This window comes from Idiomarina loihiensis, assembly GCF_024584785.1.
GTDB lineage: Bacteria > Pseudomonadota > Gammaproteobacteria > Enterobacterales > Alteromonadaceae > Pseudidiomarina > Pseudidiomarina fusca.
Genome location: NZ_CP074112.1, coordinates 2,713,701 through 2,734,951 on the forward strand (window position 1 = coordinate 2,713,701; position 21,251 = coordinate 2,734,951).

The window sequence follows — 21,251 nt, forward strand, 5'->3', positions numbered from 1 at the left end:
AGCTTGGTTCCTTAGTTATCGCGACCTACACGGAAGGCGCCCGCCGGGCCAGGATAGACGACTGGGCTTTCATAGCCATCTGCGCTGATACTAGCAACACCAAAAAAGTAATTATCAATCACCACGTTGTCTAAGGTGAATTGAGTAACATCGCCTACATAGCGACTAAATTGCCACTGTGGCTGATCGGTATAGCGCCAGTAAATTTTGTAGCCGGCAGCGCCTGGTACCTTGTCCCAACTGAGGCTGGTGCTTGGTTGCACAGCACCGGCAATAGCAACATTAGCTGGCGGTGCTGGGGCCCATGCCATGCTTGCTAATGATACCGCATTTAGCGCGGTCAGTTTAGCGGCGTAGTCAAAATCGACTCCGTCTAGGGTATCGCCAAATTTTATGCCATTTTCAGTGCGGAGGTCTTGATGCTGACGATTGTAGTTTTCGTTGGTTTCCATAATGCGCACACCCGGAAAACCTAAATCGTTAAACGGGCGATGATGGCCGCCGCGGCCAAAGCGGTCTAATCGATACACTACCATGGTGTCTAAGTTTGGAATGTAGCGATCAGCGATTTGGTCGATGTAGCGCGCCACGTTGCGGGTAGGTGAATCAACCTCGCCACCGGTAAAGCGGCGACGGTTAGCCTCGTTGGGCTGTTCATCCATGCGCGTACCTTCAGCAAATATACGGGCGGTGGTGTTATCTATCACACCGTTAATGCCCTCGATGTTGCCAATCATGTCGTTGTTTAATACGGCTTCGATAAACCAGCCATCGGCGAGGGCTTGCTCAGCCATAATCCGGCCACCAAATAAGCCTTGTTCTTCGCCAGCTAAAGCAGCGTAAACGATACTGCCGTTAAATTGGTACTTGCTCAGTACTCGGGCTGCTTCGAGGGTACCAGCTACGCCTGAGGCGTTATCGTTGGCACCTGGGGCATCTGAGGTGTAGTCCATCACATCGCTGACGCGTGAGTCGATATCGCCCGACATGATCACGTACCGGTTAGGATCGCTGGTACCACGTTGCACAGCGATGACGCTGACTACTTCAACAGGGTCCGGAATACGCGGTTCACCGCTGATCACACGGCTTTGAAAGTAGACCTCAAGACAACCGCCACAGTCTGCGGAGATGCGTTCAAACTCGGCTTTTATCCAACGTCGGGCAGCGCCAATACCACGGGTGTCTGATGCAGTTTCAGAAAGGGTGTGGCGGGTGCCAAAGCTGACTAGTTTGGTGATATCACGTTCAATATTGTCAGCGTTTATGTGGGCGGCAATATCATGTAACTTTTGCTGTTCGGCAGCTTCGGGCTGCTGTTGCTCTGGCGCTGCAATCGCGCCGACACTGAACGCCAAGCTGCCACTGCTTAGGGCAAGAGCTAAAGCTGGTAGCCATTTGCGCTTGGTTGGGGTACGCATAGATGTGTTCATAAGAGTCCCTGGCTGTTGTATTAGTTTATCTTACCGTGCTTCTAATGTGCCTAGTTGTCTAACTCTTGCGCTAGCAAAATACGCTCAATAACGGGTTAGATGCGACAATATACGATAAATAGTATAGGAGCGTTCACTCTGTTTGGATAGGCTCGATTCTTTAGTTGTTCGCCCCTATAGCAGCCAATCAATCGGCAACAAGCCAAAAAAGCCGGCGGCAAAGCGCTGAAACCAACTGGTTTGGGGTTCTTGATCATGTCTGATGTTGCCTTCAGGACGTCGTTCTAACCAGTACATGTGGCCATCTTCGTCTAGCAGCACTTGATAACTACTGTAGGGTACGTTATTGGTAAATATTTCAGCGAGTTGTGTCGCTAGATGCTGGTTATCAATAATAAATCCAAGCTCAGTATTCAACCTAGCCGAACGCGGATCAAAATTAAATGACCCAACAAAAATACGGTACTGATCTACGGCAAACGTTTTGGCATGCAAACTGGAAGCTGAACTAGAAAATGCGCCGGTTATAGTGGGATCAGAGCTGCCATTACTGGGGCGCATTTCAAACAGTTGAATACCAGCTTCTAATAAAGCGCGTCGCCGTTTGGCGTAACCTGAATGAACAATCGCCACATCGGTGGTGGCAAAGGCATTGGTGAGTACTTTTACTTCTACACCCTGTGCGGCGATGGTGGCAAGTGCATCTACGCCAGTTGCAGTAGGCACAAAATAGGGTGATACCAAGAGGAGTTGCTGTTCAGGCGAACCTATGGCGCGGGTGAGGGCGTCGGTTATAAGTTCTTCAGGCGATGCCGTACCTAGCCCTTTGTTGGGGCTATCACTAATCATGGCGACGTTAGCCCATTGCCAGCGCTTGGCTTGAATAAGCTTGTCTAGGCTAACCTGCTGCGGTGTCACTAAGTCTGCCAAGTCGTTATTAGGAAGGCCTTGTCGCGGGTTATTGGCCGATGGGTGGAGGAGTTCGTAGGGGTAAGCTGAATCGCTATTCCAATACTCATCAAAATCGTCTGAAACAGCGTTAACAACTGGACCCATGGCGAGTACATCAAGGTCGGCAAAGTAAAAACCGTCCGTGCGGTCAAAATAGTCATTGCCGATGTTGCGGCCACCGACAATGGTGGCCAAGTTATCAACAGTAAATGATTTATTGTGCATGCGCCGATTGGCTCGCGAAAAATCAAACATAAAGCCAAGAGCACGTGAAAAACGCGGAATAAACGGGTTGAATAAGCGCACCTGAATATTAGGGTGTTGATTGAGGTAGGCAAACCAGGCATCTGCGTCACGCGAATGTAAATCGTCCATCAGCAAGCGCACCCGTACCCCACGCTCAGCTGCAGCATAGATGGCCTCGAGTAATTGTTGGCCTGAGCTATCGTTGCGCCAAATATAGTATTGCAGATCAAGACTCACGTCTGCTTGCGCAGTTAGCAGTAAGCGGGTTGCGAGTGCTTGTTCTGCATCGGCTAACATCACCACGGCACTTTGTTGCGAAGAGTTTGTGGCTAAGTGCTCCTCTAGTACAGGAAGAATGCGTTGCCCCAAACGACTATGCTGAGTTTGTGCCAAGTTGAAAGCGTAGCTGGCTTCGCGCTGAGTTAGATCAGGTAAACCTGTGCATGCTGCACAGCAGAACAATAATAGTGATAACAAAAATACTCGAAACATGGTCATGGTGATTGCCTTAGTTACCACGGTGCGCGGTGTTAGACTTTAGTCTTAGGCCAACCTAAACCCCTACAATAAGGCGTAGAATAGCGCGCTTTGAATACCTGCATAGCCATTAATTAGCAAAGAATGCAGTCTTGTGAGTTAACAATACAGGTACAACTATGTCTACAGAATCTAGAATTTTATGTCCAGCGTTACAACAACGGGTGACTACTGCTGAAGCCGCTGCGGCCATGATCCCTGCAGGAGCCAACGTTGGGATGAGTGGCTTTACTGGCGCTGGCTATCCCAAAGCCGTACCAGGTGCCCTCGCTGAGCGAATTAAAGCGCATAATGCAGCTGGTGGTAAGCCCTTTCGCATTAATGTGTTAACCGGAGCTTCAACGGCGCCTGAATTAGATGGCAAGCTGGCAGAAGTAGATGGTATCGAAATGCGTTTGCCGTTTCAAAGCGATCCTATTTGTCGCGAACGCATCAATAATGGCACCATGAATTATGCTGACTATCACCTTTCTGAAGTAGCTCAATACGCTTGGTCAGGTTTTTTTGGCAAGATGGATATCGCCATTATTGAAGTGGTAGGTATTCGCGAAGATGGCTCTCTGATCCCCTCGTCGTCGCTGGGCAACAACAAAACCTGGATTGAGCAAGCTGATAAAATCATTCTTGAGGTTAACCATAAGCAAAACGCACGCATGGAAGGCATGCATGATGTTTATTATGGTGCGGCGTTACCGCCTAACCGTAAGCCGATTATGTTGACTGAACCGGGCCAGCGCATTGGCGAGCTTTATTTACGCTGTCCGATTGAGAAGGTGGTGGCGGTTGTTGAGACGAATGCTGCCGATCGTAACACGCCATTTAAAAAGCCAGATGACGCGTCGCGTAAGATTGCCGAACATATTCTCGAGTTTTTTGACCGTGAAATTAAACTGGGTCGTTTGCCAAAAGGCCTGTTGCCGTTGCAATCAGGCGTGGGCAACATCCCAAATGCGGTCTTGGAGGCGCTTGATAGTGGTCCTTATAAAAATCTAACGGCATACACCGAAGTCATTCAAGACGGCATGTTAAAAATGTTGAAGTCGGGCACCTTAGCCATGGCATCGGCTACGGCTTTTTCATTAAGCCCTGAAGGCATTGAAGAGTTTGATAAAGATATCGAATTTTATCGCCAAAAAATTCTGCTGCGCTCACAAGATATTAGTAACCATCCTGAAGTGGCACGGCGCTTAGGGGTTATTGCTACCAACGGTATGATCGAAGCGGATATCTATGGCAACGTGAACTCAACCCACGTAATGGGCACGCGCATGATGAACGGTATTGGTGGCTCAGGGGACTTTGCCCGAAATGGCTATTTGTCGATCTTTATGTCGCCATCTACCGCGAAAGACGGCAAAATTTCGTCAATTGTGCCAATGGTGTCGCATGTCGATCATACGGAGCACGATGTTAAAATTATCGTCACTGAGCAAGGCTTGGCTGACTTACGTGGGTTAGCTCCGCGTCAACGGGCCTTGGCTATCATCAATAACTGTGCCCACCCTGATTTTAAAGAGCAGTTATTAGATTACTTTGAGCGGGCTTGTGCGAGTGGCCGTGGCATGCACACACCGCACTTGCTGAATGAGGCGTTAAGCTGGCACGAGCGCTTCGAGCAAATAGGTACCATGAAGCCTAACGCCTAGGCTAGCTGAATGACATGCGCTTAGGGTAAGCGCATGTCAATTCGTAGTTGCAGAGGTTGGTCGGTTTTGCCAGGAACATACCGCCAGCGCTGTAATGCGGCGATAACATTATCATCAAACACGCCCTCTGGTTGTGACTTCAGCACTTTAATATCCACCGGCTTGCCGTCGTTTCCAATCCGAAATTCTACCTCAACATAGCCTTCAATCCCCTCGGCTGCTGCCGCTTCGGGGTAGCGAGGATTAATACGGACAATCGGTGTGATGGTTTCTGCAGCCGCAGCTTGGGTTGGTGTGGAAATAGCTGGCGTATGCCAGAGCATACTTGCACTAACCATTCCCACGGCAGCAAGCACTAGGGGGAACTTTCGTAAGGGGTGGTGCTGCTGTAGTGTTTGAATGCGTTCTTTCATGAGATTAAATCTCCCTTGTTGATAACCGTAATGAGTACTGCAAGGGTTCACGACAGGGCCACCCCAAGCTCGGTTAGTACTGGTTTTGAGTAAAGCATGGGCATAGCCAACCCCATGCTGCGGTGAGGTGCGATGCTGACTAAGCACATCAGCATCACAGGCTAATTCTTGATCGGCACGAAAGCGCTGATAACCAAGCCAAGCCAATGGATTAAACCACTGCACGCTGAGCAACAACCAAGCGATCAGATTGGCTTGCGTGTCATGACGCCGCCAATGAGTCAGCTCATGCCTAAGTATTAATCGTTGCTCGAGAGTGCTGTAGCGTTTATTAAAATCCGTGGGTAATAGCAAGGTTGGACGCCACCAACCAAATACGCCGGGGCTTGTTCCGGGCGCAGTAGTGGCCACAGTAAGGCCCAATCGGTTCTGCTTGGGTAGCTGCTGTAAGCGCCATTGCCCCAAGCCAATAAGGCTCAGCATAAGAGCTACGCCTAGCAGCCAAACGCCACTAATTAATGGCATCCAAGCATCCTTCTTACTAACTAGCTCAGTAGGGGTAGCCCAAAGGGCGGTATAGCTTTGTAGGGCCTGTGCAGCGGTACTCAAACCAAGCTTTTGTAAAACCCAGTAGAGGCTTTCGCCAAGCCAAGGGCCAGCAACAATAGCTAGGTAACTGATAGGCACCAAAGCCCAAAGTAGATACAAGGAACGTGGCCCCAAGTGACGCAACAGATGCTGATGGCCCGTGGTGAAAATAACGCCCAGTGCTGAGGTGCAAAGGGTTATAAGCAGAACACTGGAGGTTAGCATGACGAGTCCTCTTGTTGCTCCCACTCAGCAATAATGGCCTTTAGTTGGGCGACATCCTGATCGCTAAGCTGACCCTGTTGCGCAAAACCGGCAACTAACCCAGCGACACTACCGGCAAACAAATTATTAATGAGCTTTGAACCGGCTCGCTGTTGATAATCTTGCTGCGCAAGGATGGGGCTGTAGCGATAGGCGCGGCCGTCTTTTTCAAAGCTCAATGCGCCTTTTTTTACTAGGCGGTTAAGTAACGTTTTTATGGTTTTCTCATGCCAATCTTCTTGTTGTTGCACCTGCAGCACTATATCAGCAGATAGTAACGGGGCTTGTTGCCACAATACATTCAAAATAACGAGCTCGGCATTAGAGATTTCTACGGGTTCAGTCATCACTGTTATCCTCAATTACAAATGTAATCTTTGATTTAAGATTACACCTGTAATCAAAAAGATCAAGGGATTATTTTCATTCTTTAACTGGGGGATTAGGTTGGATTCCTTAGTTCGTCAGCATTATTCCTTAGCTGGTGAGATGTTGCTGGCGGGTTGAAGGTAGGGGCGTTAATACTTGCCCTCAACAGCACAACAACTCACAAGGAATCAATCATGAACACACAAACTCAAGTCAAAATTTTTGGTCTCGTTAGCTTGGTTAGTTTGGCTTTGTCGGCAACTTTAGGTGCACAGCAGTTGCTTCAGCAACCAGCAGAACCTGCGACAACGGCGCATTTTAAAACCCTTTCGGTAGAGCGTTTGAATGTAGTAGAAGCGGACGGAACCGTTAAGCTTTTGCTGACCAATACTGAGCGCTTTCCGGTAACCGAAGAAGTGAACGGACGTATTCTTAACGAAGATCGTAAAAAACGAGCAGGTATGTTGTTCTTTAACGAAGAAGGCATGGAGGCTGGTGGCTTTATTTTTGATGGCAGCCGTAACGAGCAGGGTCATAGTGCGGGCATGTCGTTAACTTTTGATAAGTACGATGGCGACCAAGTGATGCAATTATTAACGGTAGATGAGCAGCGTGGTGAGCGCCGTATCGTGCGCTCAGGATTAGCTTTTAACGACCGTCCCGAGTTAGAGACACAACAACAGGTGCGTGACATTCAGCGTGAACTGGCGCAAATAGAAGACCGTCAATTACGCCGACAAAAATACATGGAATATCAACAGCAAGGTTATTTAGGCGGCGCTACACGAGTACTGCTAGGAAAAACGAGCCAAGCAAATAACGGTTTATTCTTATTTGCCAGCGATGGGTCACCGCGCGCTATGTTTTATGTAGACGAGCAGGACGAAGTGCAGTTACAGTTCTTTAATGCCGCAGGTGAAATTACTCATTCGTGGACGGCTGGCGCTGCCACCGAGCAGGCACCGCAATAGGCTTTCTGACAGATAAGGGCCGACCCTATGCTAAGACGTTGGTGTCAATTTTTACAAATAGACCGCACCTTTTTGGTGCTGGTCTTTTTGTTGTGTTATTTGCTGGTGATTTATAACCGTGTAAGCAGCGGGATGCTGTCTTGGTATACTTTTACCCCAGAAGGCCCGGTAGCTGAATTCATTGCTGCGCTGATTATTTTTAGTTTGGTGCGGATGAGTCTGCAGCGTTTCAGTTTGGCCCCGGATGGTGTTACTCACCAGCTACAGCCGGTGGCACCGCCATCGGTCGCAACCTATGCGATGGCTGCGGCAAGCACAGTGGTGCTTTATTTGTTGTTTTATAACGGATTGGGGCTAGCCATAGCCGCTCTATTTGGCAATATTGATCGTAACTTCTCGCAACTGCAAGTGCTGCAAGGTAACCTGCAAGCCTTCATCAATGTGATACTTTTTGGTGGCTTGTACTTGGCCTATACCCACAGCCGTAGCCTGAATCAATATCGAACGGCATTACGCGAGGCGCAACAGCAGCACGAGCAACAGCTGGCTCAGGCCCATATTCGGCAGCTTAAAGCGCAGCTTAATCCACATTTTGTGTTCAATTCATTGAATACCTTAGATGAGTTGATGGTGCTTGATGTTGAACGTGCCAGCGGCTTTTTACATGATTTTGCTGATATCTATCGCCAAGCTTTACAGCATACCGGTGATGCCTTGGTACCCTTAGCCCAAGAGATTGAGTTTGGTCGGAAATATTTTGCGCTTATGCAAGCAAGATTAGGCCCTCATTATCAGTTGGAGTGGCATGTTGATGACGAGCAAGTTGAGGGATTATGTTTACCCCCTTTTAGCTTACAAATCTTGCTAGAAAATGCTTTAGTTCACAACCAAGCCAATGTGGATAACCCTTTAGTTATTCATGTGTATTTGCAGAATAACGAACTCATTGTGGATAACATGATTCAAGCTCATTGCACACCTAAGCAACAGCATAATGGTACCGCATTGGCAAACCTCTCTCAGCAGTGTCTCCATATGTGCGGCTACCCAGTGCAGGTTGTGGCGGGGCCCGAACGCTTCAGTGTGAGGGTGCCTCTAGTTAGCCAGTCTCAACCACAGGTTAGCTAGCATGATTAACGCCGTGATTATTGAAGATGAACCATTAGCTCGCAGCAAACTAAAACGTTTGTTAAACCAATTAGATGCGTCTATTCGGGTGGTGCGTGAGCTTGATAGTGTGGCTCAGGTTCGCCAGTGGCTCACCGAACAAGCGTCACAAGATAAGGTGCAGGTGATTTTTTCGGATATTCAGTTAAACGATGGCAATGTGTTTGAGGTGTATCAGCAGCAGCCGCAGCCTTGTCCGATTATTTTCATAACTGCCTACGACGATTTTTTGCTGCAAGCGTTTGAAAGTCAGGGTATAGCCTACCTGCTTAAACCGTACAACAGTCAGAAACTAGAGCAAGCCTGGGCAAAATTTTGTGCTCTTAGCGTGCCTAAACCTAAAGCTGTGAATGCCACCGCTGGCGCTTTATATAAGCAGCATCGGCTTGCGATCAAGCATCATCAACAGGTGTATTTTCTTGATATAGGGGAGATTACTCACGTTCAAGCTGATGGCGGCTTAGTGATGGCTTTTGACCGTGAAGCGAAACGTCATTTTTTATCGTTCAGCTCACTGCAAGCGGCTGAACAAGCTTTGGCTGATTATCCATTTTTTCGGATTAATCGTAGCGAGTTAGTGCAACGTGAGCACGTACAAAGCCTACAAAGGTATTGTAAAAACACGCTAACTATCACGCTAACTTGTGGCGCTCAGCTAAAAACCAGCCAGAGTCGCACCGCCGCCTTTAAAGAATGGCTTCGTTAAGTGGCAGACTAAGTCGAAATCTCATGAACAAAGATCGTATTTTTGCCCGCTCGTTTGGCTTGATACATAGCATTATCCGCTTCTGCTAAGATGATTTTAGCTGAGTTGATACCACTTTCGCCCGACGGTAGAAAAATAATACCGATGCTGGCGGAAACTTGTAGTTGTTGTTCTTTATACGGGATTGGCTCATTGACGAGGGCCAGCAAACGTTGTGCTAACTGCAGACATTCTTCCTGATTACTTAAAGCGCTTATTAGAAGAACAAACTCATCTCCGCCAATTCGAGCTACCGTGTCATGGCTGCGTAAGGCTTTGGTTAATTTGTGCGATATTTCGGTAAGTAGGTAGTCACCAGCGGCATGGCCAAAATTATCATTAATAGCTTTAAATCCATCGAGATCTAAGTATAAACAGGCTGCTAACGTGTCACTCTGACGTTGTCGCTTGATCAGGAAGTTTAGTGCGTCCAACAGTGCTGCTCGATTAGCTAAACCAGTGAGTGAATCTTGATATGCTGCCCGTTTTAGCTTGTCTTTGTGTTGTTGTGAACGCAGCGCTTTACTGATTGCGATATACAAAAGTAATTCGATGATAAAAAAGCCTACGATACCAAAGCTTATATTAAGCCAATGAGAACGCTGCAAGGCAGCCACCTGGCCATCAATGTTTTTCCACAGTAAGATTGCTCCTACAGGCTCTAAACCAGGTTGTTGTTCACCTAAGTAATCGCGCAACGGAAAAGAAGTTACAGCAAAGTGATTTCCGTTTAGTTGAATGGCCTCTACTGCAATTTCTGGCAACGGTTGGGCGAAAGTAATCGCAGCTAGAATTTCTTTTACTTCAGAGCGGCTACTGGCCTCGATAAAGCAAGCACAACTTCGGTTGGCTTCAGAAAAGTGACTCGCAATAGCCTCAGGCCACATGTTTTGCTCTACATGAGCAGGTGTCAACAAAGCTGCGGCACCAATATCTAAGCTGTTATCAAGCATGTCTAAAATGATATCAAACGAGGTGCCTACTTCCAGCGCGCCAACATAGGTGGTATTGGCGTTGTCATCGTCTTTTAAGAAAACTGGAACAACCCCTCGAATACCCGAATACACACGGCCAGTTTCAAAACCAGAGCGAGAGTTCTTAAATTGGTGGGTGTCGACTACGGTGTGACGTACGGCTGTCAAATCATCGCCAAACTTTTCCCGCTTGTGTACGCGTAAGAAGCTAATGTCGCCTGGCTCTATATGATAATGCAGTTGTCGAGCTGAAAATTCCTTTTGTACCTCGCTCCAAGCCGATGCAACTTCTTGGTAAAGCTGTTGACGATACTGATTAATTTGAGCATCAGTTACCGGCTCACCACGACGTTGTGCAGCGATGGCTTGTTGGCCCTGATAAAAAAGCTGGGTTGTGGTGGGCTCGTTTGCTATGAAAGTTGCGATCGCCAACATGGTTTGTTCTTGCTGCTCGATGGCTAGTTCATAGCTCGATTTCATATGCTCTGCATCAGTCACCAGTGCGCTTTCAAAACTGGCATGCTCTAAGCGTACATTCATCAGCACATAAACAATATCAAGCAGCAGTATCACTGCACTCAGTAACACAAAGAGTTTGTTTTTTTGCTTCATGCAGTTTCCAAAAGCGGCATCGCCATCAAGATATCGCGCTGAGGATCGTTGCCTAGTTGAAATAGGTGTTCGCCCACTTCAGTGAAGCCTAGTTTGCGGTAAAAAGCGATGGCACGTGGGTTATGCTCCCACACGCCTAGCCACACCACGTCGTGCCCGCGTTGGTTTAGTTTGGCTAAAGCTGTTTGCATTAAATCTTGTGCTACGCCTTTGCCATGCCAAGGTTTATCTACGTACAAGCGTTGAATTTCAGCTGCTGACTTAGCTGTTACACAGGCAGGGGTTTGGCCCCAGCGCAATTGCGCAAAGCCGACTATTTGAGCGTCAATAATAGCGAGCAAGGTTAATCGGTTGGGATCATTGATTTCATCACGCTGAATAGCTTCGCTGTATTGGCTGGCGCAATGCTGATCCATATCAGCAGCGCTATTATCGGCGGCGAAAGTATCGCGAAAAGTTCGCTCGGCCAGTTCGGCTAAGCGTTTGGCATCGTACTCAGTGGCGGTACGCAGGTGAGCACGTGATTTGCTGCCAAGAGCTTGACCATCAGCGGAGCGAGTAAAACGCTTATCTGAACCTTCTTCGTGTTCCATAAGTACCAACGTTAAGTAAATTTTTGTGGGTAACGATAACACCACGCCAAAAGCACTAAGTGCGGCGCCCAAAATAAAGCCTTGATGGCCAATACTATCGCTAGCGAAGGTTGCTGCCAACACTAAATGCCCACAAATCAGCAGGCAGATCCCTAAAATCATGGCGCTTTTTAATAACTTTACCTGGGTGCTGTTTTGCATGGGTACGAGCTTATTGTTGCTGCGAGATAGGTAGATAATAAACATAAATAATTAGGGGTAAAAGGCAAATTCGGCTTATCCCTGATTTTATTAGGGGTAATTGTCTGAAATGACCTTATGGGCAACTTGTTTGAGCTCTGCCGTTCATTTTATGCGCCTAATTAGCATTTAACTGTCATAAAGCTGTGCTATTTTCGCCTGTGGATAAGATTCATTTGATGTTTGAGGAAAAGCTCTTGAAAAAATTTATGCGACCATTGCTGTCATTGCAAACTAGCGTGCTGATGCTGCTGGTTACTCTCGCCGGCTGCGCTCAAAGTGGCACCACAGGGGCGCGCGGGCCAACGGCAGCGGATGACTCGCTATCCGAACAAACCGTGGTGCTGATCTCGATTGATGGCTTTCGGCATGATTACATTGAGCTGCATGGTGCCAACAATATCGCTAAGATAGCTGAGCAAGGTGTGCGTAGCGATGGTCTAATACCTGTTTATCCTTCTAAAACCTTTCCAAATCATTTATCGATTGTGACCGGCCAATATCCCTCTAAGCACGGCATTGTGGATAATAATTTTTACGATACCGAGCGCAAGCAGCGCTACAAAATGGGTGATGGCGCCAAGGATAGTAGTTGGTTAACCACCTTGCCAATTTGGAACCTAGCAGAGTTTCAGGGAGTAAAGGCAGCGTCTTATTTTTGGCCGGAGTCTGAAGCCAGAATCAATGGTCGCACCCCCAGTTACTATGTTAACTACAGTACACCTGCGCCCAATCAGCAGCGGATTGACCAAATCATTGCTTGGTTAAAGCTGCCTGCTGAGGCGCGTCCGCGGTTTGTTACTGGGTACTTTTCTATTGTCGACACCATGGGGCACCAGTTTGGGCCTGAATCCATTCAAGTGAAGAAATCCGTGCAATACATCGACAAGCTGATTGGTGAGTTATGGCTGCGTTTGCAAACTGAAGTTGAGGTACCGGTCAATCTAATTCTGGTGTCCGACCATGGGATGTCTGATATTAAAGCCGAGCGCATGATAGACGTCGGCCAATTACCTGTGGATAGTGACTTGTTTGAAACGCAAAATGCGCAAACTCGGTTTATGATTTATGCCAACGATGACACTACAGCGGCCCAAGTAGATGAATTGAAAGCGCAGCTTGAACAGTTGACCCACTTGGGTTTTTGGATTGAATCTGAGGCAACGTTAGCCGAGCTGGGGGTAACCGCAGGGCCGCGCAAGCCAAGTATTGTGTTAGCGACGCAAGCGCCGGTAACTTTTACCTCGCGGCCGCCCGAGCGACGTGCTGATGGCGGCACTCATGGGTTTCATTCTAACCGCGAAATGGATGGCTTATTTGTTGCCGCGGGGCCGGCACTCGCTAGTGGGGTTACCTTGCCGCGCTTCAGTAATATTCATGTTTATCCATTTATGGCGCAACTCCTTGGGTTAGAGCTGATGTCACCTATTGATGGTAAGGCTGACGTGTTAGCGCCGATTGTAACTCTAACGCAAAAAAATCAATCGCAATGATTGCGCAATCAGGGCACATGCAGTAAAGATATGAGTTAAGAAGAATAACAATAAGACTTGGCGATGAATTTTTGGCGTAAGTATCATAGTGACATCGATAGTAATGACCCGCGTTACAATCAGCTGACGCTGATCTATGCCATTGCATTGTTGATGGTGTTTTATTTTGGCGCGATTGGCTTACTCAACATCACCTTGTTTGATGCTGCCTATGTTGCTGTTTATGATTTTATTGGGTTCGTCATTGCCACTAGCATTTTCCTCTACGTGTATCGAGGCGGCAACCTTGCTGTAGCAGGTTGGGCCTTGGTACTCACGCTAATCACCATCCTGCTGGCGTTTATTGATTTATCTGAAGCAGAAAACTATTCCTTGGTTTGGGTGACTATTTTACCCCCCATCAGCTTTTTCTTATTGGGCTCGCGAGCTGCAACTATCCTTACTGGGCTGGTGTTCATTTATTGTGGTTGGTATCTGTACCAATTACTGCAAATTGGAGTGCCAGGATATTTAAGTTTAGGTGCTTTATTTAACTTTGCTGAGGTTGGGCTGGCGCATATTTTACTGTTTCGTTTTTACGAGCGTTCTCGTCAACGCACTTACGACAAATTACGCAAACTATCGATTACAGACCGGCTAACAGGCGTTTATAACCGTCTGCATTTAGATAATAACCTTAAGCAGATGGTGGCGCTGGCGCATCGCACTCAACAGCCTGTGTCAGTATTGCTGTTGGATGTTGATCACTTTAAAAACATTAATGATAGCCACGGGCACTTAATGGGCGATGCGGTGTTAGTGCACTTGGCTAGCTTGTTGAAAAATCTGTCGCGCAACACGGATTTGCTGGGGCGCTGGGGTGGTGAAGAGTTTCTACTGCTGTGTCCGAATACCGAGGCAAGCGCCGCGCTTCATTTGGCCCAGCGCATTATTAAGGCGTTGCAGAAAGAACATACTTACAGGGGCGCTAACCAACAGCAGGTAACCGTTGCGGTTACCGCCAGTATCGGGGTGGCGACCTATCATCCACAACAACCTTTTGTAGTACCAGCAGCTATTTCAGAACAAGCGGCGACATCCTCAATTCCTACAGATAATTACACCGTGGTTACGCCAGAGGTGGCTGTGGCTATCAGTGAAAAGCTGTTATACATCGCTGACAAGCATCTTTATCAAGCCAAAGAAGCTGGCAGAAATAGAGCCATTGGCTAAGCTTTCATAACTGTCATAAAACTGTCATTAAGGCGCTAGGCTTATCGAGTACAGTAAACGTCTGCCGTAGTCAGGGAGTGGTTATGAAGTTTTTTGCGCAAGAGTTGAGTTGGTTAGCCTTTAATGAACGGGTACTGCAAGAGGCTGCAGACCAAAGCGTCCCAGTGGTAGAGCGGATGCGTTTTTTAGGAATATTCTCAAACAACATGGACGAATTCTTTCGGGTGCGCGTTGCTGATGTGCGCCGGCGAATTTTCTTGGCTCAGAATACCGCTGAACACAGTGAGTCCGAGCAATTAATGGCGGAGATTCAGCAGCAGGTGTTAGCCCTGCAGGATAAGTTTGAGGTGATCTACAAAGATGTGCTGAAAGCGCTGCTGCGCAAAAACATTCGGGTTATCGATGAACAGCAAACCACCACCGAAGAGCGCACCTGGCTGACCACCTTCTTTCGAGAAAAAATTAAGCGCTACATAGTGCCGCTGCTGATTAGTCCAGCTACTGATTTAGTGAAAGCAATCAACGAAGAAGCCACCTATTTATGTGTTGAGGTAGTGCAAGGCGATATTATCCGTTACGCTGCACTCGAAGTGCCCACCGATGAATTCCCACGCTTTATAAAACTGCCGTTTAAACATGCCAAGCGACAAAAACGAGTGATTCTACTCGATAACGTGATTTGCCTCTGCATGCATGAGCTGTTTCAAGGCATAGTGCCGTTTGATTCGCTCCGCGCTTTTTCGTTTAAGTTAACCCGTGATGCCGAGTACCGGTTACCTCACGACATTGAACAAAGTGTGCTGGAGCAAATGGAAGAAGGCATTCGGCAGCGGTTTGAAGCCGAGCCAGTGCGGTTGGTCTATGACGCTGCTATGCCTCGTAATATGTTGTTCTTTTTACACGATAAACTGGAGCTAACGAGTCATGACTCATTAGTGCCGGGTGGCCGTTATCGTAACACTCGCGATTTTGTCAGTTTTCCTAATGTGGGGCATAAGTCGCTCGTGAACCCCGCTTGGCAACCGTTAGAACATCCGCTGTTTACCAAGCATAACAGTGTGTTTGATGCGATGGCCGAGCAAGATATCCTGCTGTATTACCCTTACCATAAGTTCGCTCATTTGACAGAATTGGTTCGCCAAGCAGCTTACGATCCATTGGTACAAAGCATCCAGATTTGTATTTATCGCGTGGCTAAGTTATCGCGTATCGTGCATTCGTTGGTAGAGGCGGTTAATAACGGCAAGAAAGTGACCGTGATGGTAGAGCTGCAAGCCCGCTTTGATGAAGAAGCCAATATTGAATGGGCCAAACTCATGACCCAAGAGGGCATTCGGGTTATTTTCGGTATCCAAGGTTTAAAAGTGCACTCTAAGCTGCTGCTAATAAAACGCCGAACCGAGCCCGGTAGCGATAGCACGCAACTTTTTGCTCATATTGGTACCGGCAACTTTAATGAAAAAACTGCGCAGAGCTATACCGACTTTAGCTTATTCACCGCAGATAAAGGCATTTGCTCTGATATCGAGCAGGTTTTTCAGTACTTAGAAGCCCCTTATAAACGTTTTGATTTTGACCATATTTTGGTATCGCCAGTTAATCTTAGAGAGACTTTAGAAGAGCTGATTGACACCGAAATTGCTCATGCTCAGCAAGGACAGCGTGCAGAAATTATGGTGAAGGTGAATAACTTGGTCGACCCCGGCATCATTAAAAGACTGGTTGCAGCCGCGCAAGCAGGGGTGCGAGTGCGTGCGATTGTGCGCGGTATGTGTGGCTTAAAAGTCCCAGCGGATTTAAGTAAGCGATTAGAAATTATCAGTATTGTGGATCGTTTTTTAGAACATCCAAGGGTTTACTGGTTTTATCATGGTGGCAAAGAGCAGGTGTTTATCTCCTCAGCAGATTTAATGACGCGCAATTTAGATCGCCGCGTAGAAGTTGCTTGTCCCATTTACAACAGCCAATTACAGTTGCAAATCAAGCACATTTTAGAGCTGCAGTGGCAAGATAACACCAAAGCCCGCATCATTGACGCTGAGCAGAAGAACCAGTATCGCAAGCGCGGTAATCGCAAAAAGATCCGCTCACAATTAGCTGTGTACGATTATCTGAAAGCAGAAATGAAACGTATGCTGGAGGCACCTCATGACTGATGTTCACAGTCCTCAAACCCAGCTAGCGGATGGATTAAATTATTTTGCCGCGCTAGATTTAGGCTCGAATAGCTTTCATCTGGTGACCACTCGGGTTATCGATCAGCATGTGCAGCCGCTGCTTAAGTTCAAGCAAAAGGTTCGTTTAGCAAGTGGCCTGAGCAAAACCAATAAGCTCAGTGAAGAGGCAATACAGCGAGGTTTGGCAGCGTTACAGTTATGTGCCCAGCGCTTACAAGGTTTTGCTACCGAGCAAGTGTATGTGGTGGCAACTCACACGTTGCGTGAAGCCAAGAATGCCGATGTCTTTCTGGCGCGGGCGGCAGAAATTTTCCCATTCCCTATTCATATTATTTCGGGCCATGAAGAAGCTCGGCTGATTTATCGTGGGGTAGCGCAAACCAGCTCTTACCAAGGGCGCCGGCTGGTGATTGATATCGGTGGCGGCAGTACTGAAATCATTGCTGGAGAAGAGTTTGAGCCGAAAATACTAGCCTCTCGGTCAATGGGGTGCGTGAGCTTTACCGAGCGTTTCTTTAAAGATGGCAAGCTCAGCGAAAAGCGATTTAAAAAGGCTTTGATTGCGGCGCGTAGCGAGCTTGAGCCGGTGGCGGCGGGCTTACGCAAGTTCAATGCGGTTGAAGTGATCGGCACCTCTGGCACCATCAAGGCTATTGCGCAATGGGTGCAGCTACGCGATCAAAGCGCTCCGGATGTGATTACCCGTACCGCCCTGCAGCGCTGTGTGGAGCAGTTATTAACCCATACCAATATCAGTAGTTTTAACGAAGCGGCAATCGATGCAGATCGGCATGGGGTGATAGCAGCGGGGTTAGCGGTGCTGGTAGCCGTGATGGATGAGTTGGAGCTAACAAGCTTAACCTGCCACGATGCAGCCTTACGCGAGGGAGTGTTATACGAGCTGGCGGAACGGGTGATTGGTCATCGTGATGTGCGGCAGCGCACCATTGATGGTATGGCAGCGCGCTACCAAGTGGACGAATTACAGGCCCAGCGAGTAGCTGAAACCGCGGTTTATTTATTGCGCCAAGTGGCGAAGCCATGGCAGTTGCAACAACCAGCTTGGCGACAACGGTTGCAATGGGCGGCGCGCGTGCATGAAGTGGGCTTACAAATTAATGCTAGCAGTTTACAAAGCCACTCAGGCTACATCATTGAGCATGCGGATATGCCGGGTTTTAGCAAAGAAGAACAAGCCTTTTTGGCTGCCTTGGTACGAAACTACCGGAAGAAGCTGCAATTAGAGCGTTTACCGCAACTGTATCTTTTTGAGCAGCGTGATTTGTGGCGCATGATCGTGCTACTGCGACTAGCTGTGTTGTTTAATACGGACCGCCAGTCGTCGTTATTGTTGAAGAAAATTCAGGTGCGCCAAGATACTTTGTTGCTTACTCTAACCAAAGAGGGTAGTGCTAATCCGATGCTGCTTAACGACTTGGCGTTAGAGGCTAAGCAGCAGGCAAAATTAGGGATTAATCTGCGCGTGCACGGCTAGCTGACTTAGCGGGTGCCAAATATCTTATCGCCAGCATCGCCTAAGCCAGGAATGATGTAGCCATGTTCGTTCAAATGAGAATCGAGTGCAGCCGTATAAATGTGCACATCTGGGTGCGCTGCTAGCACTTTCTCCACGCCTTCTGGGGCGGCGACTAGCACCAGCACTCGAATACTTTCGCAACCATGTTGTTTCAGCATGTTCAAGGTGGCAATCATACTGCCGCCGGTGGCCAGCATGGGGTCGATAACAAGAGCAATACGCTGATCAATGTCACCCACAAACTTTTCGAAATAGGGCACTGGCTCGAGGGTTTCTTCGTTACGATATAGTCCAACCACGCTTACTTTAGCGCTTGGAACCAGTCCTAACACTCCATCAAGCATACCGATACCAGCACGTAGAATAGGCACCACGGTCACTTTTTTGCCTTTAATTTGTTGCACCTCAATGGTGTCGCCGCTCCAACTTGTAATGGCGTGAGGTTCTAATTCAAAATCACTGGTAGCTTCGTAGGTGAGCAAATTACCTAACTCGTTGGAAAGTTCACGGAAGCTTTTGGTAGAAATACCAGCTTCACGCATAAGGCCCAGTTTGTGCTGTACTAACGGATGATTGATCACATGTAATGGCATAATGCGTTCTCTTGCGGCGATGAATTGTTTTCATTATAGGCGTATAAGTGTAATAATTTTTTGCTTGGAAGCCTATAAAAAGTAATTTTTCTGGAAAGTTAAAGGAGTGGTACGATGGCAGGCTATTGGCAACGCGTTGCTGCTGTGGCTATGATTTTGGGGTGGAGCATGGTGAGCGCAGGGTGTGCTCAAACCGAAACCGTAGCAGCACCGGTTGCGGAATCAGCGTTACCTGCTAAGTTTCTAACAGACCCAGAATTATTCGCGCCAGGGGCGAAGGTTTTTAAGTACCGCTGTGCGGCTTGCCACTCCATGGATGCTACTAAAAGTCAGTTTTTTGGTCCTCATTTAGATGGCTTAATTCAGCGTAAAATAGCCAGCACGCCGGGCTATACCTTTACGGAAGAGGTGCAGCAATTGTCGACAGTTTGGACAACGCCGGTACTGCTGGAATGGTTAGCACGACCACAACAGATGGTGGCTAATATGTGTATGCCTTTTACGGGCTTACCGAAACAAGCGGACCGCGAAGCTTTATTGGCGTATATTTATCAAGCATCTGAGGCTAAATAAGTTCATTTGAGCAGCTGGTCTTGCCGGTTGTCGTAAACAATAATAAAAAGATGGTAAAGGATGACAACAATAGCGCATTGCCGGAGCACCTCTCGGTGTGGTCGGTTTCAAACCATGGTCTGTGCCGCGGCCGTTTTTTTAGGTAAATTAATCGGTTGGTTGGCACTGGCCGTGTTGCCCATGTTACTGTTTGCCGCCACGGCCACGGCCACCGCTGCTGGGCAGGTTCAACCTGAGCCCACCATAGAAGCAGCAAGTCCGCCGTTAGTTAAGTTACCCGAGACTATCAAGCAGCCGTTGGCACTGGATCGTTTCACCATCAGTTATTGGGTGGATAGCAGCGGTCAAGCCAGTTTTGCTGAGGCCCGTGAGCAAAGCTACAACAACTCACCCAATCGCGTTAGTCTTGGTACGAGTGCTAAATCAACCTGGGTAAGGTTTCAGGTGGTTAACCCTGCAAGTGCCGAGCGCGACGTGTTTTTGCAATTTCCTCATGCTTATCACAATAAATCTTTAGGCTTTTATGAGACCGATGGCAAACGTTTATTGCGCAAGGCCGTGATTGATTTAAATGCGCCTGAGGATAATCCCTATCTCTATAAAGGGGCGGGGGTTTTCTCTTTTCAGCTAGCCCCAGGCGAGCAGAAAACCCTGTATGTGCATAGCGTGTCTTATTCTCACCAATGGTTTGAGTTGCAGTTACTGGATGCGTTTCATAGTAAACAAGCGTTGGTTAGCAGTTATACCGATAGCGCGCTGATTGTGGGTATTCTGATTGCACTGGTGATCTACAACTTGTTGTTGTATTTCTTTGCCAGCAAACGAGAAAACATTTTTTACTCGTTGTATTTGGTGTCAGCAGCGATTTGGATTGCGTTGTCGTACGGGCTCTTGTCTGGGGTGTTTGAAGTGTACGGCGACACGGCGTTGCAATTCCATACCAGCCTGATGGCGTTTCCGATTTTTCTGATATTGTTTATGACAGAAATTTTTAAAACGAAACTCCATCACCCCACTGAGCATAAGTTCTTGCAAGCCATGCTGGCGCTGTTAGTGGTGGCATTTGTTTGGTCGCTGTTCGATATTCAGGCGGCATTGCAGCCGGCCAGTAGTTTAGCGGCACTGATGATGGTGGTGACCCTGTCGGTGGGTATTTCGTTGTGGTTAAAAGGCGAAGTGCTGGCGCGATATTTTCTTATTGGACACGGCTTTTTTGTGTTCTTTAACGCTTTGGCGGTGCTCTACTACAAAGGCATGCTCGGCTTTCATTATGTAACCAGCCACGGTGTTGGTATTGGCATTATGCTTGAGGCGCTGATGTTGGCCTTTATCATTGCTTATCGGATGAAGCTGTTAGAAGACATGAAGGCGGTGCAAGAAGAGCTGAAATTACAAGCAGCCACGGATCCGTTAACGCGTTTGTACAATCGGCGCTTCTTTTATGCAGAGGCTGACTACCTATTGCAACGGGCACAAAGCGAGCATTATCCGGTGTCTATTTTGACGTTAGATATTGACCGTTTTAAGCAAGTTAACGATACCTTTGGGCATGCGATTGGCGACCGGATTTTGCAAGAGCTGGCGGATATTTTAAAAGGCAGCGTGCGCGAGTCCGATATAGTGGCACGGTTTGGCGGTGAAGAATTCGTCATCTTGTTGAATAAATGTGATTTTAGGGCAGCGTCTAAGCTGGCTGAACAAATCCGTGTTGCAGTCACCAAGCATGCCATTGAGTTAAGTGCCAGTGAGACCATGAGCTTTACGATAAGCATCGGATTAACTGAGGTTTTATTAGGCAAAGAGCAAATTGATGATGCTATTCATCGGGCTGATTTAGCGCTTTATAGCGCTAAAAAAGCAGGCCGCAATCGAGTAGAGGCGCGGGTTTGAGCCTACCCATAAGGCAAAATCGATTAA

The 21,251-nt window shown here is 47.7% G+C and carries 17 protein-coding genes; 10 read left to right on the forward strand and 7 right to left on the reverse strand.

The window, feature by feature from the left end; translation table 11 throughout:
* Nucleotides 1–11: 11 nt before the first annotated feature.
* Together KGF88_RS13035 and KGF88_RS13040 are read right to left on the reverse strand one after the other, a co-directional pair.
* Nucleotides 12–1,433: a M28 family peptidase gene (locus KGF88_RS13035; RefSeq protein WP_228759546.1), complete on the reverse strand. Its 1,422-nt coding sequence runs from the start codon at nucleotides 1,431–1,433 to the stop codon at nucleotides 12–14.
* Between the two features lie 174 nt (nucleotides 1,434–1,607).
* Nucleotides 1,608–3,128, reverse strand: a complete 1,521-nt coding sequence (locus tag KGF88_RS13040; protein WP_162014566.1) for a phospholipase D family protein — start codon at nucleotides 3,126–3,128, stop codon at nucleotides 1,608–1,610.
* A gap of 158 nt (nucleotides 3,129–3,286) precedes the next feature.
* Between KGF88_RS13040 and KGF88_RS13045 the strand changes: the two genes are divergently transcribed.
* Nucleotides 3,287–4,813 (forward strand): acetyl-CoA hydrolase/transferase family protein, encoded by a 1,527-nt coding sequence (locus KGF88_RS13045; RefSeq protein WP_110075578.1) that lies wholly within the window; start codon nucleotides 3,287–3,289, stop codon nucleotides 4,811–4,813.
* Between the two features lie 20 nt (nucleotides 4,814–4,833).
* Here KGF88_RS13045 and KGF88_RS13050 read toward each other — a convergent pair whose 3' ends face one another.
* Both KGF88_RS13050 and KGF88_RS13055 read right to left on the reverse strand, forming a co-directional pair.
* Nucleotides 4,834–6,039 carry a M56 family metallopeptidase gene (locus tag KGF88_RS13050; protein WP_153826946.1) on the reverse strand — a complete coding sequence of 402 codons (1,206 nt, stop codon included), beginning with the start codon at nucleotides 6,037–6,039 and terminating at the stop codon, nucleotides 4,834–4,836.
* On the reverse strand, nucleotides 6,033–6,425 hold the full coding sequence (locus KGF88_RS13055) for a BlaI/MecI/CopY family transcriptional regulator (RefSeq protein WP_153826945.1): 393 nt from the start codon (nucleotides 6,423–6,425) through the stop codon (nucleotides 6,033–6,035). The genes KGF88_RS13050 and KGF88_RS13055 overlap by 7 nt, the downstream gene beginning before the upstream one ends.
* A gap of 216 nt (nucleotides 6,426–6,641) precedes the next feature.
* On the opposite strand from KGF88_RS13055, the gene KGF88_RS13060 reads away from it, so the two are divergent.
* Genes KGF88_RS13060 through KGF88_RS13070 form a run of 3 tightly spaced genes read left to right on the forward strand, consistent with a single transcriptional unit; the run spans nucleotide 6,642 to nucleotide 9,291 of the window.
* Nucleotides 6,642–7,418 (forward strand): hypothetical protein, encoded by a 777-nt coding sequence (locus tag KGF88_RS13060; RefSeq protein WP_153826944.1) that lies wholly within the window; start codon nucleotides 6,642–6,644, stop codon nucleotides 7,416–7,418.
* Between the two features lie 27 nt (nucleotides 7,419–7,445).
* Entirely contained in the window at nucleotides 7,446–8,546 is a 1,101-nt protein-coding gene (locus KGF88_RS13065) for a sensor histidine kinase (protein WP_153826943.1), read from the forward strand.
* Between the two features lies 1 nt (nucleotide 8,547).
* Nucleotides 8,548–9,291, forward strand: a complete 744-nt coding sequence (locus KGF88_RS13070; RefSeq protein WP_153826942.1) for a LytR/AlgR family response regulator transcription factor — start codon at nucleotides 8,548–8,550, stop codon at nucleotides 9,289–9,291.
* Nucleotides 9,292–9,299: 8 nt separating this feature from the next.
* Here KGF88_RS13070 and KGF88_RS13075 read toward each other — a convergent pair whose 3' ends face one another.
* Nucleotides 9,300–10,916, reverse strand: a complete 1,617-nt coding sequence (locus KGF88_RS13075; RefSeq protein WP_153826941.1) for a diguanylate cyclase domain-containing protein — start codon at nucleotides 10,914–10,916, stop codon at nucleotides 9,300–9,302.
* Nucleotides 10,913–11,710, reverse strand: a complete 798-nt coding sequence (locus KGF88_RS13080) for a GNAT family N-acetyltransferase (RefSeq protein ID WP_202912513.1) — start codon at nucleotides 11,708–11,710, stop codon at nucleotides 10,913–10,915. Before KGF88_RS13080 ends, KGF88_RS13075 begins: the two co-directional genes overlap by 4 nt.
* Nucleotides 11,711–11,946: 236 nt before the next feature.
* Between KGF88_RS13080 and KGF88_RS13085 the strand changes: the two genes are divergently transcribed.
* The 4 genes from KGF88_RS13085 (at nucleotide 11,947) to KGF88_RS13100 (ending at nucleotide 18,126) form a co-directional block, all read left to right on the forward strand.
* On the forward strand, nucleotides 11,947–13,242 hold the full coding sequence (locus KGF88_RS13085; protein ID WP_228759545.1) for an ectonucleotide pyrophosphatase/phosphodiesterase: 1,296 nt from the start codon (nucleotides 11,947–11,949) through the stop codon (nucleotides 13,240–13,242).
* A 63-nt stretch (nucleotides 13,243–13,305) separates the two neighbouring features.
* Nucleotides 13,306–14,454 carry a GGDEF domain-containing protein gene (locus KGF88_RS13090; protein ID WP_153826940.1) on the forward strand — a complete coding sequence of 383 codons (1,149 nt, stop codon included), beginning with the start codon at nucleotides 13,306–13,308 and terminating at the stop codon, nucleotides 14,452–14,454.
* Between the two features lie 83 nt (nucleotides 14,455–14,537).
* Nucleotides 14,538–16,610, forward strand: a complete 2,073-nt coding sequence (gene ppk1 / locus KGF88_RS13095; protein ID WP_110075571.1) for a polyphosphate kinase 1 — start codon at nucleotides 14,538–14,540, stop codon at nucleotides 16,608–16,610.
* A complete protein-coding gene (locus tag KGF88_RS13100; protein ID WP_153826939.1) occupies nucleotides 16,603–18,126 on the forward strand; it encodes an exopolyphosphatase in 1,524 nt (507 codons plus the stop codon). Before ppk1 ends, KGF88_RS13100 begins: the two co-directional genes overlap by 8 nt.
* 5 nt (nucleotides 18,127–18,131) lie before the next feature.
* On the opposite strand, the gene upp is transcribed toward KGF88_RS13100, so the two are convergent.
* A complete protein-coding gene (upp, locus tag KGF88_RS13105) occupies nucleotides 18,132–18,761 on the reverse strand; it encodes a uracil phosphoribosyltransferase (protein WP_110075569.1) in 630 nt (209 codons plus the stop codon).
* A gap of 114 nt (nucleotides 18,762–18,875) precedes the next feature.
* Here upp and KGF88_RS13110 point away from each other — a divergent pair, with 114 nt between their 5' ends.
* Nucleotides 18,876–19,334, forward strand: a complete 459-nt coding sequence (locus KGF88_RS13110) for a c-type cytochrome (protein ID WP_153826938.1) — start codon at nucleotides 18,876–18,878, stop codon at nucleotides 19,332–19,334.
* 114 nt (nucleotides 19,335–19,448) lie between these two features.
* Nucleotides 19,449–21,224 carry a sensor domain-containing diguanylate cyclase gene (locus KGF88_RS13115; protein WP_162034532.1) on the forward strand — a complete coding sequence of 592 codons (1,776 nt, stop codon included), beginning with the start codon at nucleotides 19,449–19,451 and terminating at the stop codon, nucleotides 21,222–21,224.
* Nucleotides 21,225–21,251 lie beyond the last annotated feature (27 nt).

Excerpts from the sequence above, each read along its gene's own strand:
- ppk1 (WP_110075571.1), top strand. The coding sequence starts at position 14,538 with ATGAAGTTTTTTGCGCAAGAGTTGAGTTGGTTAGCCTTTAATGAACGG.
- KGF88_RS13070 (WP_153826942.1), top strand. The coding sequence starts at position 8,548 with ATGATTAACGCCGTGATTATTGAAGATGAACCATTAGCTCGCAGCAAA.
- KGF88_RS13065 (WP_153826943.1), top strand. The coding sequence starts at position 7,446 with ATGCTAAGACGTTGGTGTCAATTTTTACAAATAGACCGCACCTTTTTG.
- KGF88_RS13035 (WP_228759546.1), bottom strand. The coding sequence starts at position 1,433 with ATGAACACATCTATGCGTACCCCAACCAAGCGCAAATGGCTACCAGCT.
- KGF88_RS13100 (WP_153826939.1), top strand. The coding sequence starts at position 16,603 with ATGACTGATGTTCACAGTCCTCAAACCCAGCTAGCGGATGGATTAAAT.
- KGF88_RS13110 (WP_153826938.1), top strand. The coding sequence starts at position 18,876 with ATGGCAGGCTATTGGCAACGCGTTGCTGCTGTGGCTATGATTTTGGGG.
- KGF88_RS13050 (WP_153826946.1), bottom strand. The coding sequence starts at position 6,039 with ATGCTAACCTCCAGTGTTCTGCTTATAACCCTTTGCACCTCAGCACTG.
- KGF88_RS13040 (WP_162014566.1), bottom strand. The coding sequence starts at position 3,128 with ATGACCATGTTTCGAGTATTTTTGTTATCACTATTATTGTTCTGCTGT.
- KGF88_RS13080 (WP_202912513.1), bottom strand. The coding sequence starts at position 11,710 with ATGCAAAACAGCACCCAGGTAAAGTTATTAAAAAGCGCCATGATTTTA.
- KGF88_RS13060 (WP_153826944.1), top strand. The coding sequence starts at position 6,642 with ATGAACACACAAACTCAAGTCAAAATTTTTGGTCTCGTTAGCTTGGTT.
- KGF88_RS13045 (WP_110075578.1), top strand. The coding sequence starts at position 3,287 with ATGTCTACAGAATCTAGAATTTTATGTCCAGCGTTACAACAACGGGTG.
- KGF88_RS13075 (WP_153826941.1), bottom strand. The coding sequence starts at position 10,916 with ATGAAGCAAAAAAACAAACTCTTTGTGTTACTGAGTGCAGTGATACTG.
- KGF88_RS13090 (WP_153826940.1), top strand. The coding sequence starts at position 13,306 with ATGAATTTTTGGCGTAAGTATCATAGTGACATCGATAGTAATGACCCG.
- KGF88_RS13115 (WP_162034532.1), top strand. The coding sequence starts at position 19,449 with ATGGTCTGTGCCGCGGCCGTTTTTTTAGGTAAATTAATCGGTTGGTTG.
- upp (WP_110075569.1), bottom strand. The coding sequence starts at position 18,761 with ATGCCATTACATGTGATCAATCATCCGTTAGTACAGCACAAACTGGGC.
- KGF88_RS13055 (WP_153826945.1), bottom strand. The coding sequence starts at position 6,425 with ATGACTGAACCCGTAGAAATCTCTAATGCCGAGCTCGTTATTTTGAAT.